This is a genomic window from Streptomyces sp. NPDC015346 (assembly GCF_043078785.1).
GTDB lineage: Bacteria > Actinomycetota > Actinomycetes > Streptomycetales > Streptomycetaceae > Streptomyces.
In genome coordinates, this window is record NZ_JBIBTW010000008.1 from 382,402 (window position 1) to 398,449 (window position 16,048).

Consider the following 16,048-nt stretch of genomic DNA (forward strand, 5'->3'; position numbering starts at 1 on the left):
ACCGCGCGTGCGGCCCTTCAGGCGCCCACGGTGCCGTCGAGGCCCTCGCGCAGGAAGTCCGCGTGGCCGTTGTGGCGCCCGTACTCGAGCAGGACGTGCACCATCACCATCCGCAGCGAGACGTCCTCGCCCCAGCGCGGCTGATGCCCGACGAGGTCCAGCGACTCGGCCTCCCGCTCGATCCGGCGGGAGGTCTCGACCTCCGCCTCCCACGCCGCGAAGGCCTCGGCGCGCGTCGACCGGCTCGCGTCGTAGGCCGCCTGGAAGTCGACCTCGTCGGACCAGACCATGGGGGCCTCGCCGTCCTCGAACACCCGCCGGAACCAGGCGCGTTCCACCTCGGCCATGTGCCGCACGAGGCCGAGCAGCGACAGCGTGGAGGGCGGCATCGAACGCTCCCGCAGCTGCTCGTCGGTGAGGCCCTCGCACTTCATCGCCAGCGTGGCCCGGTGGTACTCCAGGAAGGCCCGCAGCGTCTCGCGCTCGGTCCCGGAGTGGGGCGGCTCAGGACGGTCGTCGGTGCTCACCGCGATGCTCCTCTCCCCTGTCGGACGTCCGGAGCGGACCCTACTCCAGGCCGTCCCGCGCCGGGCCGCCGGCCGTCAGCCGGCGAGGAAGGCCTCGATCGCCTCGGCGAGCGCCCGAGGGCTCTCCTCCGGCGCGTAGTGGCCCGCCTCCGGGAGCACTTCGAGCCGGGCGTTCGGATACCACCGGAGCCAGGTGGCCTCCATCGCCGCGGCGCCCAGCGCCGGGTCGTGGGCGCCGACGACGAGCAGGACGGGGGTCGGGTTGTCCTTGACCCGGTGGTGGAAGTCGGTGCGGGACCAGGAGTCCAGATAGGCGCGGAAGGCCGCGGCCGACGATCGTTCCAGCGAGCGTTCGACGACCTGGCCCAGCCAGGCGTCGTCGTACCGGCCGCCCGTGGTGGTGTCGATGATGACCCGTCGGTTGCCGGGCTCCTCCGCCGCGCCCGCGAATAGCTCCCAGCTCGCGCCGTCGAGGGGGAAGCCCGCCGCGGAGACGGGCGAGATGCCGATGAGCGAACGGACCCGCGCGGGCGCGTCGAGGAGCATCAGCTGGGCCGCCTTGCCGCCCATGGAGTGGCCGATCACCGAGAACGAGTCCCAGCCCAGGTCGTCGGCGACGGCCAGGGCGTCCGCCGCGACCTCCTCCATGGTGAACGCGCCCTCGGCGCCGATCGCCTCGCCGTATCCGCGGCAGTCGAGGAACGCGTACGTACCGGTGTCACCGTCGAGGTGCGCGCGGAGCGGGTCGAAACTCGTGCGGTCGCCGAACCAGTTGTGCAGCACCAGTGCCCGCCGGGACCCGCTGCCCTGTACGTCGTACGGAAGAACCTGGCCCGTCATCACGCCCCCCGATCACCGTGCACGCCATCGCCGACGATCGAGTCTCGCGAGCCACCGAACGCGGGTCAACCTTCCGGCGCGGGCCTGCCGGCGCCGGTCGGCGCACCCGCCGCCCCGCACAGGCGCCCCGCGCAACCCGTACGCCCCCACGCCCCGCGTGACGGCGGCGACGGTCCGTGACCGTGCCCGCCGTGCCCGCCCCGCCCACCCCGCCCACCCCGCCCGCGCGAGATGCGGGGGTCCGCGGTGGGGGAGCATCCTGGCTGTGTGACGTCGCACGGCGTGGCCGGCCCGGGCCCGTCGGCCGAGACCGGGGCCACGCCCTGGAGAACGGACGCCGACGGGGGGCCTTTCGATGCCTTGCCGCTGGTCACGGCCGAGGCCGCGCTGCGCACGATCGAGGCGGTCGGCGGGTACGCGGGCGCGGTCTATCTGCGGTCCGGGACTCCGGGCCTGCTCCGCATGTCGGTGCTGGCCGGGCTGCCTGGCCCGCTCTTCCGTCCCTGGTGGCGGATGCACGTGAACCGGCCCTTTCCCGTCGCGGAGGTGCACCGCTCCGGCCAGCCGGTGCACCTGGCCGACGCCGAGGAGGCCATGCGCCAGTTTCCGCAGCTGGTGGCGAGTCTCCCGTTCCCCTTCGCCTCTCTGTACGCGCCGATCGTCAGCGGCCGCGAGCGGTTCGGGGTCCTCGTCGTCCTGCGGACGCCCACCCCCGGCGTCCCCGTCAACGCCCGGGACCGCACCCGGATGGCACGGGAGGCCCGGCGGCTCGCGGCGGCCCTCGCCGACCTGGCCGCACGGGGCCATTCCGTCGAATGGCCCGGCGAGCCGGTGTGCGTCCAGCTGCCCTCGGGCGGCACACCGCCCGTGCGGATCGGCTACTTCGACTGGGACCTGGACACCGGCGCCGTGACCGCCGACGCCGGGCTGCGGACCATCCTCGGCGACGGCGGGTCCTTCCCCGGCACCATCGACGCGCTCACGGAGCGCCTGGCGCCCGAGGACACCTACGCCCTGTGGACGATGGCCCGGCGGGCCGCCGAGTCGGGCACCCAGGTGGCGCGCCGGCTCCGGCTGAAGGGGCCCGACGGCGGACTGCACCTGCTGGAGGTCTCCGCCCGCGCCAGCCCGAGCGGCCGGCCGGGCGTGCTGACCGGCTCCCTGGTCGACCTTGGCACCGGTCTGGTCGGCTCGGACGCCACCGACCGGCTGCCCCGGGCCATCCTGGCGATCGACCGGCTGGGCCGGATCACCTACGTCAACCACCTCACCGAGGCCCTGCTCGGCCGCCCCCGCGGCTCGCTCGCCGGGCGGACGGTGTGGGAGGCCCTGCCCTGGTTCGATCATCCCGCTCACGAGGAGCACCTGCGGGCCGCGCTCCTGTCCGACGATCCGGTGCACTTCCTGGCCCACGCCTCCGAGCACGAGTGGCTCACGGTCTCGCTCTATCCCGGCCACGACGGCGTGACGCTGGTGCTCCTGCCGGAGGCGGACCCCGCCTACCGTCCCGGGTCCGTGACCCGGCCGGACGCCGGTCTGGGCTCCCCGGCGGACCGGGCGACGGCGCTCTACCGGCCGGTGGCGCTCGCGATCGCGCTGACCGAGGCCGTCACGGCCCGCCAGGTGTCGGCGGTGGTCACCGACGAGCTGCTGCCCGCGTTCGGGGGCCGTCAGCTGGCGATCTATCTGCTCAGCGAGCGCCATCTGTACCTGGCCTGGGAGACCGGCTTCCCGCCGGGCTTCCTGGAGCCCTTCGACGGTGTGGGCCTGGACGCCCATCTGCCCGGCGTGGAGACGCTCACCACCGGGCGCCCGCTGTTCTACGAGTCGATGGAGCAGCTGAGCCGCGCCTATCCGGGGCTGCCGCTGGACGCGAACACGGGCGCCCGGGCGTTTCTGCCGTTGATCGCCTCGGGCCGTCCCGTCGGCTCCTGCATCCTCGGCTTCGACCGGCCGCGCGGTTTCAGCCCGGAGGAGCGCACCGTACTGACCGCGCTCGCCGGGCTCATCGCCCAGGCGCTGGAGCGGGCCCGGCGCTACGACAGCGAGGCGGCGCTCGCCCGCGGGCTGCAGGACGCCCTGCTGCCCCACCGGCTGCCGGTCCGCGACCAGGTCGACACGGTGGCGCGCTATCTGCCGGGCACCCAGGGCATGGACGTGGGCGGTGACTGGTACGACGTGATCGAGACGGACCGGGGGCTGCTCGCCCTGGTCGTGGGTGACGTCCAGGGCCACGGCGTCGCCGCCGCGGCCACCATGGGCCAGCTGCGCAGTGCGGTACGGGCGTTCTCCCTGGCCGGCCTCGCCCCCGAGGAGGTCGTCAGGGGCACCAACCGGCTGCTGATCGACCTCGATCCCGGGCAGTTCGCCAGCTGCTGCTACCTCGTGCTGGACCCGGAGACCGGCGTCGTCCAGGCCGTACGGGCGGGCCATCCGCAGCCCCTGCTGCGGCGACCGGACGGAACGGCGCAGGTGCTGGATCTCCCGGGCGGTCTCGTCCTCGGCATCGACGACGACGCCACCTTCCCGGTCTCCGAGCTGGTTCTGGAGCCGGGAGCGGTGCTCGCGCTCTACACCGACGGTCTGGTGGAGCATCCGGGGACGGACATCGACGAAGGGGTCGAGCGGCTGCGGCGCGCGTTCTCCGTCTCGGGTTCGGTCGCGCTCACGGAGACGGCGGACCGGCTGATCCGCGACGCCCGCCAGGCGGCCGACCGCCCGGACGACATCGCCCTCCTCCTGGCCGCCCGCTGGTCGCGCTCCTCCTGATCGCGGCCGAGCTGGGCCGGGGAAACGCCGGGGGCACGGCGGGGGCACGGCGGGAGACGTCACCCGGTCGGACCGTCGGTGCTGGTCGGCCGGCCGGTGCCCGGCGAGGCTGGGCCCAGCAGCAGGCAGCCCGAGGAGGAGACGTGCAGCAGGACAAGCAGCCGGAGTACGGTCCCGTGGTCTTCCGCGACCGCTCCGCCGGGTTCGCCTTCCTGACCCGGTCCACGGCGAGCAGCGAGCAGACCATCGAGTGGGACGACGGCGAGACGTACCCCGTCGTCGACGTCGAGATCTCCTCGGAGAGCCACCCGTTCTACACGGGCAAGGCGCGCACGGTGGACTCCGAGGGCCGGATCGCGAAGTTCGAACGGCGCTTCGGCGACGAGCCCTCCTGACCACTGATCGGGAGACGCCGGACCGCCCCGGCGAGAGGTTCGCGGGGGCGGTCGGGCGACGCTGATCGGGTGGTCGTGGCTCAGGCCTCGACGACGCCGGACGCGGCGACGGCGATCTTCGCCTTGGTCGCGCCGGAGGGCGAGCCGAGGGACTCGATCTTCGTGACCAGGTCCTGACCCTCGACGACCTCGCCGAAGACGACGTGCTTGCCGTCGAGCCAGGGGGTCACGACAGTGGTGATGAAGAACTGGGAGCCGTTAGTGTTGCGGCCCGCGTTCGCCATCGAGAGCAGGAACGGCCGGTCGTGCTTCAGCTGGAAGTTCTCGTCCGCGAACTTCTCGCCGTAGATGCTCTTGCCGCCGGTGCCGTTGCCGTTGGTGAAGTCACCGCCCTGCAGCATGAACTGCGGGATGACCCGGTGGAACGGGGAGCCGGCGTAGCCGAAGCCGTGCTCGCCGGTGGCGAGCTCGCGGAAGTTCTGGGCCGTCTTGGGGACGACGTCGTCGAAGAGCTTGAAGACGATCCGGCCGGCGGGCTCGTCGTTGATGGTGATGTCGAAGTAAACGTTGTTGCTCATGGGGACATCCTGTCATTCCTGTTCCGGCCGCGCGCGCACGGCCTGCCGCTACGCGGCGGATCCCCGCGCCTCTGGGCGAGGCGCGGGGATCGGGGGTGTCACGCCAGTCCTTCGACCTTCGGGGTCTTGAGCGGCGTTTCCGCCACGAGCTGTCCTGCCTCCTCAGCGAGGGTGCCGAGCGCGGTGTCGTTCTGCAGGAGACCGGTCGTGCCGGTGCCGGTCGTGCCGTGATCCGAGGCGGTCGCGTGGGGCGGCGGGGTGACGAGGGCGGTGACGACGCCTGCGGCGAGGGAGGCGATGGCGAGCATGCTGCGCTTCTTCATGCCCTGGTCAACTGTCGAGGGGCGCGAGGGTTACGGTCTCGTTCCGACGCGTACGGGACGAGCGGAGCGAGCTGGCGCACGGCGGCGAGTCCGCCCCGGCCCCGACCTCCCCACTTCAGGACATCTCCCTCTATTCCCCGCCATACCCCTGCAACCGTATGGTTGTGCTGGATGTCTCTCCTTGTGACACCACTGCCCCCATCGCAGGAAAGAAGGGGGGCGTCATGCTCCATCGTCAACGCCTCGCGGCCGTGGCCGCCGGCATTCTGCTGACCGCCGGGATCGGTGCCACGATCCCCGCCGACGCCGCCACGGAGCGGTCCCGGGCGACGACCCAGCCGTCGACCGCGCTCGTGGTCAACGCCCGCTGGGGCGGGCACTCCACGTTCGACCGGCTCGTCGTCGACGTCCGGGGCACCATGCCTCCGGTCACCGTCACCCCGGTCAACGCCCTGCATTACGACGGCTCGGGCGCCAGGGTTCCGCTCGCCGGGAAGTACTTCCTGGAGATCAAGCTCTCCCCCGCCGCCGCCCACAACGAGTCCGGCCGGTCCGTCTACGAGGGACCCCGGCTCCTGAAGATCCATCTGCCCATGCTCAAGGGTGTCGCCCTGACCGGCGACTTCGAGGGCGTGGTGACCATCGGAGCGGCCTTCGACACCAAGCCCGCGTACAAGACCTTCACGCTCCACTCGCCCGAGCGCTTCGTGCTCGACATCGCCCATCCGGTCGGCTGCCCGGCCTGACCGCACGACACGGCGGCGGGGCCCGTCCCGGCGAAGGGCCCGCCGCCTACCCCGCTTCCCCGCCGGGTCCGCGGTCTCTCAGATGTCGGCGGCGGTCTCGACGTACACCGTCGTGCCCGAGCGGCGGGCACGGTCGATCTCGGCGAGCCGGGCGAAGTTCCGCGGGGTCATCTCCCGCTGCCATTCAGCGAGGGTGCGGACCCTGAACTCGCTGTGCTCGTCGGGGTCGAGGACGACTCCGGCGAGCTGTTCATCCGTCAGGGTGCCGCCGTCGAAGATGAAGCCGATGTGGTTGGCCGGCCACTCCTCGCCCCGGTCGGACACGAAATGGGTGCCGAGGAGCCGCGGCTCACCCGTGAAGACGATCCCCGTCTCCTCGTGACACTCCCGTACCGCCGTCTGCCAGGGCGTCTCCCCCGGGTCCATGTTGCCGCCCGGCCACTGCCACAGATCGGTGCGGTACGTGGCGCGCAACTGGAAGGGCCGGCCGTCGGTGTCGGTGAAGTAGAGGCAGGCGTACGCCGTCGCCCTCGGCAGCGTCGCGACGTACTCGGCGGGCGGCAGCCAGGTGTTCGCCATGGGGCAGCTCTCTTTCGACGGGCCGGTGGATCACCTCCATCCAACCGGTCCCGCGGCCCTCTCCCGCCGCCCCGGGGCCGCGTCACCGGATCGTGTGATCATGACGGGCCGCTCAGTCGACGGACACCAGACCCGTCTCGTACGCGATGATGACGAGCTGCACCCGGTCGCGGGCGTCGAGTTTGGCGAGCAGCCGGGTCACGTAGGTCTTGGCGGTGGCGACGCTGATGAAGAGCCGCTCGGCGATCTCGCCGTTGGACAGGCCGCTGCCGATGAGGGTGAGCACCTCGCGCTCGCGGTCGGTGACGGCGGCCAGTTCTCGGCGTCGTGGCGTGCCCGGCGCGGGCCGGCCCGCGAGGTCCTTGATGAGGCGGCGGGTGACGCTCGGCGCGATCAGGGCGTCCCCCGCGGCGACCACGCGGATCGCCGCGAGGATCTCGTCGAGGCCCATGTCCTTGACGAGGAAGCCGCTCGCCCCGGCGCGCAGCGCCCCGTAGACGTGGTCGTCGTCGTCGAAGGTGGTCAGGACCAGGACACGGGTGGGGCCGGGCCGCGCCGTGATCAAGCGGGTGGCCTCGATGCCGTCCGTGCCGGGCATGCGGAGGTCCATCACGATCACGTCGGGGCGGAGGGACGCGGCCAGTTCGACCGCCTCCGCGCCGTTCCCCGCCTCACCGACGACTTCGAGATCGGGCAGCTCGGCGATGACCATCCGCAGCGCGGTGCGGATCAGGGGCTGGTCGTCGGTGAGGACGATCCGTACGACGTCGGAGTGGGCGGGGGCAGCGGCGGTGGTCGGGCCGGTCATCGGATTCCTGTCGGTACGGGGAGGCGGGCGGTCACCCGGAAGCCGCCTTCGGGGCGGGGGCCGGCGGCGAACTCGCCGTGCAGCAGGGCGACCCGCTCACGCATGCCGGCGAGGCCGTAGCCGCCGCCCGCGTCGGCGGCGGCGTCGCCCTGGCCGTCGTCGACGACCTCGATCCTCAGCTCGCCCCCGCGGCGGTCGACGGTCACCCGGCAGGAGGCGGCGCCCGCGTGCCGTACGACGTTGGTGACCGACTCCTGGATGACGCGGAACGCCGAGAGCTCGATGTCCGGGGGCAAGGGGTGGCGTTCGCCCCGCCACTCCACGTCGACGCGGACCCCGGCGGCCGTCGTCGCGGCGGCCAGCGCCTCGACGTCCGCGAGCGCGGCCAGGGGTTCCAGGGCCGAGCCGTCCGGCCCCTCCTGCGCGCGCAGGGCCCCGAGCAGGCGGCGCAGCCCCGCCAGGGTCTCCCGGCTCGCGCTCTCCACCGCGATCATCGCCTCGCGCGCCCCGGCCGGCTGGGTGTGGACGACCCGTGCCGCGGCGCCGGCCTGCAGGGCGATGACACCGATGCTGTGGGCGACCATGTCGTGCATCTCGCGGGCGATCCGCAGCCGTTCGTCGGTGACGGCCTGCTCCGCCGCCTGGGCGCGCGCCTGTTCGGCGTGCGCGCGGGCCTGCAGGGCCGCGTCGCCGATCAGCCAGGCGATGACGGTCGTCAGGGCCACGGCCAGTTCCGCCGAGGTGCCGACGTCCCAGCCGAAGGCCAGTCGGGTGCCCACGAAGCCGACGAGGACGCCGAGCGACGTGACAAGGGCCTTGATCCCCGTCCGGCGCGGCCCGTTGGCGGCGATGACGTACAACGCCACGTCGACGGCGAGGAACTGGGCGAGCGGGATCTCTCCCACGCTCAGTGGGACGGTCGCGAGGACGGAGCCGGTCAGGAGCAGAGCGAGCGCGTTCGTCGGGCGGGTGAGCAGGCGCCGGCTTCCGATGAGCACGAGGGCGGTGGCGAGGGCGAGGAACGTCAGGCCGTCCCAGCGGAGGTAGACGACTCCGGCCCTGACGGCCGGGCGGTTCTCGCCGGGCAGCTGGGTGCGGATGAGGAAGGTGAACAGCGCGCCCGCGCACCAGGCGAGCACCGTCCAGCCGCCCGGTGACACCTTCTTGAGCAGCGGAAGCGTGGGGGTGGCGGGCATGCGGTGATCGTATCGGCGGGCGACGGGCGGGGCATCGGGCCGGGGTCGTACACCCGGGGACGACAAGCGGCGGTCAGGAGTGTCCTCGGTGGTCCGATGCCCGGGACGGGTCCCCGGCGGCACCGTGGTGCCCATGATCGAAGTCAGGGAACTCACCAAGCGCTACGGCGCCACGACCGCCGTCCACGGGCTCACCTTCACGGTACGACCGGGCCGGGTCACCGGCTTCCTCGGTCCGAACGGCGCGGGCAAGAGCACCACGCTCCGGATGGTCCTGGGCCTGCACGCGCCGACGAGCGGCTCCGCCACGGTCTGCGGAAGACCCTTCCGGGACCGCGAGCGCGGTCTGCGGCACGTCGGCGCGCTCCTCGACGCGGGCGATGTGCACGGCGGGCGTACGGCCCGGGCGCATCTGGGCGTGCTGGCCCGCAGCAACCGCATCCCGCTCGCCCGGGTCGACGCGGTCCTCGAGGAGGTCGGCCTGACCGGTGCGGCCCGGCGCCGTGTCGCCGGGTTCTCGCTCGGGATGCGGCAGCGGCTGGGGATCGCCGCCGCGCTGCTCGGCGATCCGCCGGTGTTCGTGTTCGACGAGCCGCTCAACGGGCTCGACCCGGAGGGGGTGAAGTGGGTACGGGGGCTGTTCCGGCGGCTGGCCGGGGAGGGCCGTACGGTCTTCGTCTCCAGTCATCTGATGTCCGAGATGGAGCACACCGCCGACGATCTGGTGGTCGTGGGCCGCGGTGAGCTCATCGCGGCGGAGAGCCTGGCCGCGTTCTCGGCCCGGGGCACCCGGCCGAGCGTGACGGTGGTGAGCCCTGACGCCACCGCGCTGACGCCGCTGCTGGTCGCCGAGGGCGCCTCGGTGGAGACCGCGGGCGGCGAGCTGCTCACGGTGACGGGGCTCCCGGCGGCCCGGATCGGCGAACTCGCCTTCCGCCACCACGTCCCGCTGCACGAGCTGACCACGCACAGCGCCTCACTGGAGGAGGCGTTCATGGAACTCACGGCCGACAGCGTCGACTACCTCGCGGGAGAAGCCCGATGACCGCCCTCGAGCTTCCGCCGCTCGTCGAAGCGCGCGCCCGGTTCCGCGACCTGCTGGCCTCCGAGTGGCTCAAGCTGTGGTCGCTGCGCTCGACGCCCTGGTCCCTGCTCCTGAGCGGGCTCGCCGTCACCGCGTTCAACGTCGGCACGGCCTACGACCACTACCGCTGGTTCCCGAGCTACGGCCCGGACGGACAGGCCTCGTTCGTCGCGGACCGGATGGCGTTGGGGGACGCCTTCACCGCCAACGCCGCCATGGTCCTGATGCTCTGTTTCGGCGCCATCGGCGCCCTCACGGTCGTCGGCGAGTACAGCACCGGAATGATCCGCACGACGTTCGCGACCGTTCCGGCCCGCAGGTCCGTGACGGCGGCCAAGGTGGTCGTCGTCCTCGCGGTCACGACGGGCGCCGGCGCGATCATCTCGGGGGTGTCGTTCGCCGTCACCCAGGCCGTGCTGTCGGGCCGGGACGTGGGTCTCTCGATCGACGAGCCCGGCGCGCTGCGGCTGGTCGTCGCGTCCACGTCGCTCGCACCGGTCTCGGCGCTCGTCGGGATGGCCGTCGGAGTCCTGGTCCGGCACAGCGCCACGACGATGGTCGTGACCGTGCTCGTGCTGCTCCTGGTGCCGTCGGTCGTCGGCGACCAGCGCCACGCCACGGCCGTCGTCGCCCACACCCTGCCGTACCGCGCCTGGATGCGGCTGGTGCAGGCCGGACCGTACGAGGTCGCCTTCCCCTGGTCCGTGGGCGGGGCGTGGCTGGTGTACGGGGTGTGGACGCTGGTCGCGGGAGTGGTCACGGTGACCGTGGTGCACCGCCGGGACCAGTGAGGTCGTCGTCGTCCTGGCCGAAGTCCCGGTCCTCGGGGGGCAGCTCGGCGGGCAGGCGGTCGATGCGGCCCCGGACCAGGTGCTCGTGGATCAGGCGCCCGACCAGGGCGGCGCCGTAGACCACGAAGCCGACGCCGACGAGCCAGGACTGCAGGACGAGGACCGTCCCGAACTGGCCGTACGTCACCGCGTTGGAGGCGATCAGCGGGGAGAAGACGAACTGGGAGAAGATCCGCAGCCCCAGGAGCCCCAGGGCCGTGCAGATGGCGCCCGGGGCCAGGGCGCGCCAGCGGATGCGGCCGCAGAGGAGGAAGCGCTGCGACCACCAGAAGAAGAGGAAGGCTCCGACGACGTCCCCCGCCGCGACGAGGAGGGTGACCGAGGCGGAGGAGTCCACCGGCGGAGGGGTGGCGACGAAGAGGAGGAGCGCGGCGACGAGGACGGCGAGCCAGACGACATGGCGCCACATGGTGTGCCAGCGGGCGGTGGGCAGGTCCCACGCCCGTTCGTACCCGGTCTGCACGGCGGACCCGAAGGTGACGCCGAACGCGGCGAGCGCGGCGAGACCGAAGGCGGTGGTCCGCTGCAGCGCCTGCCCCGGCCTGCCGAAGAGCTGTTCGACCTCCTCCTGCGAGACCTCGGCGACGCCGAGGCCCTGCACCAGCCACCGGGCGAAGCCCTGACCGCTCGCCAGGTCGGCGGCGGCGACGACGATGAGGAGCGGGACGAGGGTGAGGAGGCTGAGCGCGGCGAAGCCCATCGCACGGTGCATCAGTTCCATCTCGCGGCCGCGGTACCAGGCGAGCCCCAGGACCGAGGTCACGACGGCCCGATGGAGCCGGTGGAACCAGTGACCGTGCTCGGCGGGGGCGCCGTCGTGCGGCGCACCGGAAGTGGAGGGCATGCCACGGGGAGTACCCGCAGGGAGCCGGGACACCTCCGGCATGCCGCCGAACGGGCGCTCTCTCCGCTCCTCGCGGTCAGCGGCCGGTGGTGAGGCACATACGGGTGCAGCGGTCCGACGTCGTGTCGGCAGGGGCGGCCGGGCCCCGGTCGGCGGCCTGGAGCGCCGCGCTGACCAGGGTCGCCAGGAGATCGATGTCCGAGCCCGTGTCGAGACGGACCGTCACCCACCCGGAGCCGGCGCGCAGTCGCACGGCGCTGGAGCCGAGCAGGGCCGGCCGCAGCTTCGCGATCATGGCGTGGGTCAGATGGACGTCGGCTTCGTGCTCACCGTGGAAGTGGACGATGTCGTGGGTCGTGGTGCCCAGGCCGAGTTCGGCGCCGCAACGGGCGCGTCCGGCGATCAGCGAGGGCCAGCTCATCAGGCGTTCACCGGCGTGCCTGGCGGTGTTCATAGCTGGAGCGTGCCCGGGATCGGCGCCCCCGCACAAGCGTCCTGCCGAAAGAATCGCGCCGAGGCGTGAAATAGCCCCTCGTGGTGACACGAGGGGGCGCCCGGAGCCTCGAACGCGCCGGGCCGTGGACTCCGGGGGGCCGCTTCCCGGCAGCTGTGTCACTGAGGGGTGTGGCGCTCGCGGATGCGCGCGGCGAGGACGGCGACGTCGTCCTCGGCGCGGCGGGCGTCGAGGCGCTGGAGCACCTCCTCGACGACCCGCTCGGGTCCGGAGCCGGCGGGAAGCCGCAGCGTGGAGAGGCGTGCGAGGGAGACGTCGATGTCCTCGCCACGCCGCTCCACCAGGCCGTCGGTGAAGAGCAGCAGCGTGTCGGACGGGGACAGGGTCCGGGTCACGGGTTCGTATCCGGCGACGCCCGTGCCCAGCGGCGGACCGACGGGCACCTCGACGAGGTCGGCGGACCCGTCCGCCGCGAAGATCACGGGTGGCAGGTGCCCGGCGCTGGCGAGGGTGGCGGCGCCGCGCGCGGGGTCGATCTGGATGAGCAGACAGGTCGCGGGTCGCATGGTGCCGTGCTCCGCGACGACGGCGTCCAGCTGGCGCAGCACGCGGTGCGGCGGCAGGTCCGTGGAGGCCACGTCCCGCAGCGCGGAGCGGTACGCGTTCATGTCGACGGCCGCGTCGAGGCCGTGGCCCATCACGTCGCCGACCACCAGGAGGCTCCGGCCGAAGTGGAGGCGTACGGTCTCGAACCAGTCGCCGCCGACCAGCGTCCTCGCGCCGGCGGGCAGGTAGCGGCCGGCGATCTCCAGGTTGGGGTGCGGCCGGCCCGGTTCCGCCACGAGGGCCTGTTGCAGGTGGTAGGCGGTCCGCTCGGTCGCGGCGAGGCTGCGGGCGTGGGCGAGGTGCGCGGCGGCGAGCCGCGCCACGTCCTGGACCAGGCCCGTCTCGTGCTCCTCGCCCCGCGAGGCCGCCGTCCGCGCCACGTCCTGGACCAGACCCGTCTCGTGCTCCTCGCCCCGCGAGGCCGCCGTCCGCGCCGCGTCCTGGACCAGGCCCGTCTCGTGCTCCTCGACGCGCGAGGCCGGGCCGCTCGGCGCGCCGGTGAGGCGCACGGCGGTCACGACGCCGAGGGACCGGCCCTGCCACTCCAGCGGGGCCCGGACCACGCGTACGGGCCGGCCGTCCGGCTCGGCGTCCGGGTAGGCGCGGCCCGGCCCGTCCTCCCGCGTCGGCTTCACGTGGTCGACGAGCTCCGACGGCCCGGCGACGGCGGCGCGCACCCAGGAGGCCCCGTCCTCCGGCCGGACGTCCACGGCCGCCGCGTCGTACCCGTGCCGGCTGAGGAACGCGGCCAGATCCTCGCAGACGGCCCGCTCGTCGAGGCGCGTGCCGATCTCCCCGATCGCGGCGGCCACGGCACGCAGCCGGGCCAGCGCCGCGGCGTGCTCCTCCACCGGGGAGACCGGCGCCTCCGCTCGCTCCGACAAGACACCTCCACCGCCGCGACGGGCCCCGAGCAGCGCACACCTCTCATTGGACCAGCGGCCCCGCGCGCCCGCGCGCCGCACCAGCCGGACCGGGTGTGACTTTCCGTAACCCTATAGCCATGGCTGGCCTGTTCCGGCGCTGGTCGCCACACGAGGACGCCGCCGACGGGCCCGTGATGTCGGCCGCAATCGCCGTCGGGACGGTTGTGCGGCCGGGCCGGAGCTGATCGAGTACACCCGTGGCTACCGGCCAGTAGGACAACCGCCGCTCCTGGGGAGAACAACCGATGGCGACCGGGTACTTCACCTCCGTCGACGACGTCGCCGAGCGACTCGCCGCGACCGGATATCTGGCCTCACCCGCCGTCGCCACCACCGTCTTCCTCGCCGACCGGCTGGGCAAGCCGCTGCTCGTCGAGGGCCCGGCGGGGGTCGGCAAGACCGAACTGGCCAAGGCCGTCGCCCGCGTCGCGGAGGCCCGGCTGGTACGACTCCAGTGCTACGAGGGCGTCGACGAGTCCCGCGCCCTGTACGAGTGGAACCACGCCAAACAGCTGCTGCGCATCACCGCGGGCCGCGAGGAGTCCTGGGACGAGACGCGGACGGACATCTTCAGCGAGGAGTTCCTGCTCTCCCGTCCGCTCCTGACGGCGATCCGCTCCGCCGACCCGACCGTGCTCCTGATCGACGAGACCGACAAGGCCGACGTCGAGGTGGAGGGCCTGCTGCTGGAAGTGCTGAGCGACTTCCAGGTCACCGTGCCCGAACTGGGCACCATCACCGCCACCCGGCGCCCCTTCGTCGTCCTCACCTCCAACGCGAGCCGCGAACTGTCCGAGGCGCTGCGCCGCCGCTGCCTCTTCCTCCACATCGGCTTCCCCGAGGCGGAGCTCGAACGCCGGATCCTGACGATGAGGGTGCCCGGTCTGGACGAGACGCTCGCCGCCTCCGTCGTGCGGGTGGTCGGGGCGCTGCGGGCGATGGACCTGCGCAAGGTCCCCTCGGTCGCGGAGACGATCGACTGGGCCCGCACACTGCTCGCGCTCGGCGCCGGCACGCTGGACGAGACGGTGGTACGCGACAGCCTGGGCGTGGTCCTCAAGCACCAGGACGACATTCTGAAGGCGGCGGCCAAGCTCGACCTGGACACGGTGTGACGGTGCCGACGACGGGGACGGGGGCGGCCGCGGCGGGGGTGACCGACCGGCTCACCGGCCTGGTGCGGGCGCTGCGCGCGCACGGGTTCGGGATCGGGACCGGCGAGAGCGTGGACGCGGGCCGCGCCCTGGAGGCCGTCGGGTTCGACGACCGGGAGCGGATGCGGGAGGCCCTCTCCGCCACGCTCCTGCACCAGGAGGGGCAGCGCGCGCTCTTCGACCGGGTCTTCGACCTGTACTTTCCCGCGAGCGCCGGCCCGGTGGCGGACGACGCCGTGGGCCACCTCGACACGGCCGCGCTGCGCGAGCGGCTGGCCGCCGCGCTCGCCGCCGACGACCGGTCGGCGCTGGCCCGCCTCGCCGGCGAGGCGGTGGGCGGCCTCGGCGGTTACGGCTCCTCGCCGGGGTCGGACGGCTGGTCCTCGTACCAGACCCTCGCCCGGCTCCGTCCCGAGACGCTGCTCGCGCGCGTGCGGGCCATGCTCCGGGAAGGGGGCGCGCCGGACGCGGAGCCCGGGGATCCGGCGTTCACCGACCGGCTGCGGGACGACGAGATCCGGCGGCGCATCGAGGCGTTCCGGGAGCAGGTGCGCACGGAGGCGCGCCGGCGGGTCGCCGAGCGGCAGGGCCGGGACCGGGTCGCCCGCCGCGCGGTCGGCGGCACGGCGGACAGCGTCGACTTCCTCCTCGCCGGCCGGGCCCAGCTCGACGAGCTGCGCAGAACGGTGCACCCGCTGGCGCGCAGGCTCGCGACCCGTCTCGCCGCCCGGCGCCGCCGCGCCGCGCGGGGGCGGATCGATCTGCGCAGGACTCTGCGAGGTTCGCTGTCGACCGGCGGTGTGCCGATGCGGCCGGTGTTGCGGCGCCGTCGCCCCGGGCGGCCGGAGCTGGTGCTGCTGTGCGATGTGTCGGGGTCCGTGGCAGGGTTCGCGAACTTCACGATGCTGCTGGTCCAGGCGCTGCACGACCAGTTCAGCCGGGTGCGGGTGTTCGCCTTCGTCAACCGGACCGACGAGGTGACCGACCTGATCGCCCGGGGCTCGGCCGACCCGGCGGGTCTGGGCGCCCGCATCCTCGCGGAGGCCGAGCTGACCGGCTGGCACGGGCAGAGCGACTACGGGAGCGCGCTGGGCGAGTTCGTCGAACGGTACGCGGACGCCGTCGGTCCGCGCACCGCCGTCTTCATCCTCGGTGACGCCCGTACGAACATGACGGACCCGAATCTTGCGGCGCTGAGGCTCATCAAGGACCGGGCCCGCCGCGTCCACTGGCTCAACCCCGAGCAGCCCTCCCTGTGGTCGACGGGCGACTCGGCGGCGCTCGCCTACGCCGAGCTGGTCGACATGCTCCCGTGCCGCAACGCACGTCAGCTCGGCGAACTGATCGGCCGCCTGCTGCCCGTCTGAG

The 16,048-nt window shown here is 73.4% G+C and carries 17 protein-coding genes; 7 read left to right on the forward strand and 10 right to left on the reverse strand.

Annotated elements, in window-relative coordinates; translation table 11 throughout:
- Window positions 1–17: 17 nt before the first annotated feature.
- Together ACF06X_RS28350 and ACF06X_RS28355 are read right to left on the reverse strand one after the other, a co-directional pair.
- On the reverse strand, window positions 18–527 hold the full coding sequence (locus ACF06X_RS28350; protein ID WP_392290123.1) for a DinB family protein: 510 nt from the start codon (window positions 525–527) through the stop codon (window positions 18–20).
- A gap of 75 nt (window positions 528–602) precedes the next feature.
- Window positions 603–1,367 (reverse strand): alpha/beta fold hydrolase, encoded by a 765-nt coding sequence (locus ACF06X_RS28355; RefSeq protein WP_392290124.1) that lies wholly within the window; start codon window positions 1,365–1,367, stop codon window positions 603–605.
- A 267-nt stretch (window positions 1,368–1,634) separates the two neighbouring features.
- On the opposite strand from ACF06X_RS28355, the gene ACF06X_RS28360 reads away from it, so the two are divergent.
- Together ACF06X_RS28360 and ACF06X_RS28365 are read left to right on the forward strand one after the other, a co-directional pair.
- The gene (locus tag ACF06X_RS28360; protein WP_392290125.1) at window positions 1,635–4,136 is read left to right on the forward strand and encodes a SpoIIE family protein phosphatase; all 2,502 of its coding nucleotides are present in this window, start codon (window positions 1,635–1,637) and stop codon (window positions 4,134–4,136) included.
- A gap of 143 nt (window positions 4,137–4,279) precedes the next feature.
- Window positions 4,280–4,531, forward strand: a complete 252-nt coding sequence (locus ACF06X_RS28365) for a type B 50S ribosomal protein L31 (RefSeq protein ID WP_392290126.1) — start codon at window positions 4,280–4,282, stop codon at window positions 4,529–4,531.
- A gap of 80 nt (window positions 4,532–4,611) precedes the next feature.
- Here ACF06X_RS28365 and ACF06X_RS28370 read toward each other — a convergent pair whose 3' ends face one another.
- A complete protein-coding gene (locus tag ACF06X_RS28370) occupies window positions 4,612–5,109 on the reverse strand; it encodes a peptidylprolyl isomerase (RefSeq protein ID WP_392290127.1) in 498 nt (165 codons plus the stop codon).
- Between the two features lie 98 nt (window positions 5,110–5,207).
- A complete protein-coding gene (locus tag ACF06X_RS28375; protein WP_392290128.1) occupies window positions 5,208–5,432 on the reverse strand; it encodes a hypothetical protein in 225 nt (74 codons plus the stop codon).
- A gap of 224 nt (window positions 5,433–5,656) precedes the next feature.
- Between ACF06X_RS28375 and ACF06X_RS28380 the strand changes: the two genes are divergently transcribed.
- Window positions 5,657–6,178, forward strand: coding sequence for a hypothetical protein (locus tag ACF06X_RS28380; RefSeq protein ID WP_392290129.1), 522 nt, complete (start codon window positions 5,657–5,659; stop codon window positions 6,176–6,178).
- Window positions 6,179–6,256: 78 nt separating this feature from the next.
- On the opposite strand, the gene ACF06X_RS28385 is transcribed toward ACF06X_RS28380, so the two are convergent.
- The 3 genes from ACF06X_RS28385 to ACF06X_RS28395 all read right to left on the reverse strand — a co-directional run bounded on the left by ACF06X_RS28385 (window position 6,257) and on the right by ACF06X_RS28395 (window position 8,761).
- Window positions 6,257–6,757: an NUDIX domain-containing protein gene (locus tag ACF06X_RS28385; RefSeq protein ID WP_392290130.1), complete on the reverse strand. Its 501-nt coding sequence runs from the start codon at window positions 6,755–6,757 to the stop codon at window positions 6,257–6,259.
- Between the two features lie 112 nt (window positions 6,758–6,869).
- Window positions 6,870–7,565, reverse strand: coding sequence for a response regulator (locus tag ACF06X_RS28390; RefSeq protein WP_392290131.1), 696 nt, complete (start codon window positions 7,563–7,565; stop codon window positions 6,870–6,872).
- On the reverse strand, window positions 7,562–8,761 hold the full coding sequence (locus ACF06X_RS28395; protein WP_392290132.1) for a sensor histidine kinase: 1,200 nt from the start codon (window positions 8,759–8,761) through the stop codon (window positions 7,562–7,564). The genes ACF06X_RS28390 and ACF06X_RS28395 overlap by 4 nt, the downstream gene beginning before the upstream one ends.
- Before the next feature lie 133 nt (window positions 8,762–8,894).
- On the opposite strand from ACF06X_RS28395, the gene ACF06X_RS28400 reads away from it, so the two are divergent.
- On the forward strand, window positions 8,895–9,806 hold the full coding sequence (locus tag ACF06X_RS28400) for an ABC transporter ATP-binding protein (protein WP_392290133.1): 912 nt from the start codon (window positions 8,895–8,897) through the stop codon (window positions 9,804–9,806).
- A complete protein-coding gene (locus tag ACF06X_RS28405; protein ID WP_392290134.1) occupies window positions 9,803–10,636 on the forward strand; it encodes an ABC transporter permease in 834 nt (277 codons plus the stop codon). The genes ACF06X_RS28400 and ACF06X_RS28405 overlap by 4 nt, the downstream gene beginning before the upstream one ends.
- Here ACF06X_RS28405 and ACF06X_RS28410 read toward each other — a convergent pair.
- From ACF06X_RS28410 to ACF06X_RS28420, 3 genes are all read right to left on the reverse strand, one after another.
- Window positions 10,602–11,540, reverse strand: a complete 939-nt coding sequence (locus ACF06X_RS28410) for a YhjD/YihY/BrkB family envelope integrity protein (protein WP_392290135.1) — start codon at window positions 11,538–11,540, stop codon at window positions 10,602–10,604. The genes ACF06X_RS28405 and ACF06X_RS28410 overlap by 35 nt on opposite strands.
- Window positions 11,541–11,616: 76 nt before the next feature.
- Window positions 11,617–11,994, reverse strand: coding sequence for a luciferase family protein (locus ACF06X_RS28415; RefSeq protein WP_392290136.1), 378 nt, complete (start codon window positions 11,992–11,994; stop codon window positions 11,617–11,619).
- Window positions 11,995–12,152: 158 nt separating this feature from the next.
- Entirely contained in the window at window positions 12,153–13,484 is a 1,332-nt protein-coding gene (locus ACF06X_RS28420) for a PP2C family protein-serine/threonine phosphatase (protein WP_392290137.1), read from the reverse strand.
- Window positions 13,485–13,771: 287 nt separating this feature from the next.
- On the opposite strand from ACF06X_RS28420, the gene ACF06X_RS28425 reads away from it, so the two are divergent.
- Both ACF06X_RS28425 and ACF06X_RS28430 read left to right on the forward strand, forming a co-directional pair.
- Entirely contained in the window at window positions 13,772–14,641 is an 870-nt protein-coding gene (locus ACF06X_RS28425) for an AAA family ATPase (protein ID WP_392290138.1), read from the forward strand.
- Between the two features lie 2 nt (window positions 14,642–14,643).
- A complete protein-coding gene (locus ACF06X_RS28430) occupies window positions 14,644–16,047 on the forward strand; it encodes a VWA domain-containing protein (RefSeq protein WP_392290139.1) in 1,404 nt (467 codons plus the stop codon).
- Window position 16,048: the final 1 nt, after the last annotated feature.

What these genes read in the sequence shown, in the direction of transcription:
- ACF06X_RS28355 (WP_392290124.1), bottom strand. Translation starts at nt 1,367, where the DNA reads ATGACGGGCCAGGTTCTTCCGTACGACGTACAGGGCAGCGGGTCCCGG.
- ACF06X_RS28370 (WP_392290127.1), bottom strand. Translation starts at nt 5,109, where the DNA reads ATGAGCAACAACGTTTACTTCGACATCACCATCAACGACGAGCCCGCC.
- ACF06X_RS28375 (WP_392290128.1), bottom strand. Translation starts at nt 5,432, where the DNA reads ATGAAGAAGCGCAGCATGCTCGCCATCGCCTCCCTCGCCGCAGGCGTC.
- ACF06X_RS28380 (WP_392290129.1), top strand. Translation starts at nt 5,657, where the DNA reads ATGCTCCATCGTCAACGCCTCGCGGCCGTGGCCGCCGGCATTCTGCTG.
- ACF06X_RS28385 (WP_392290130.1), bottom strand. Translation starts at nt 6,757, where the DNA reads ATGGCGAACACCTGGCTGCCGCCCGCCGAGTACGTCGCGACGCTGCCG.
- ACF06X_RS28390 (WP_392290131.1), bottom strand. Translation starts at nt 7,565, where the DNA reads ATGACCGGCCCGACCACCGCCGCTGCCCCCGCCCACTCCGACGTCGTA.
- ACF06X_RS28395 (WP_392290132.1), bottom strand. Translation starts at nt 8,761, where the DNA reads ATGCCCGCCACCCCCACGCTTCCGCTGCTCAAGAAGGTGTCACCGGGC.
- ACF06X_RS28400 (WP_392290133.1), top strand. Translation starts at nt 8,895, where the DNA reads ATGATCGAAGTCAGGGAACTCACCAAGCGCTACGGCGCCACGACCGCC.
- ACF06X_RS28405 (WP_392290134.1), top strand. Translation starts at nt 9,803, where the DNA reads ATGACCGCCCTCGAGCTTCCGCCGCTCGTCGAAGCGCGCGCCCGGTTC.
- ACF06X_RS28410 (WP_392290135.1), bottom strand. Translation starts at nt 11,540, where the DNA reads ATGCCCTCCACTTCCGGTGCGCCGCACGACGGCGCCCCCGCCGAGCAC.
- ACF06X_RS28415 (WP_392290136.1), bottom strand. Translation starts at nt 11,994, where the DNA reads ATGAACACCGCCAGGCACGCCGGTGAACGCCTGATGAGCTGGCCCTCG.
- ACF06X_RS28425 (WP_392290138.1), top strand. Translation starts at nt 13,772, where the DNA reads ATGGCGACCGGGTACTTCACCTCCGTCGACGACGTCGCCGAGCGACTC.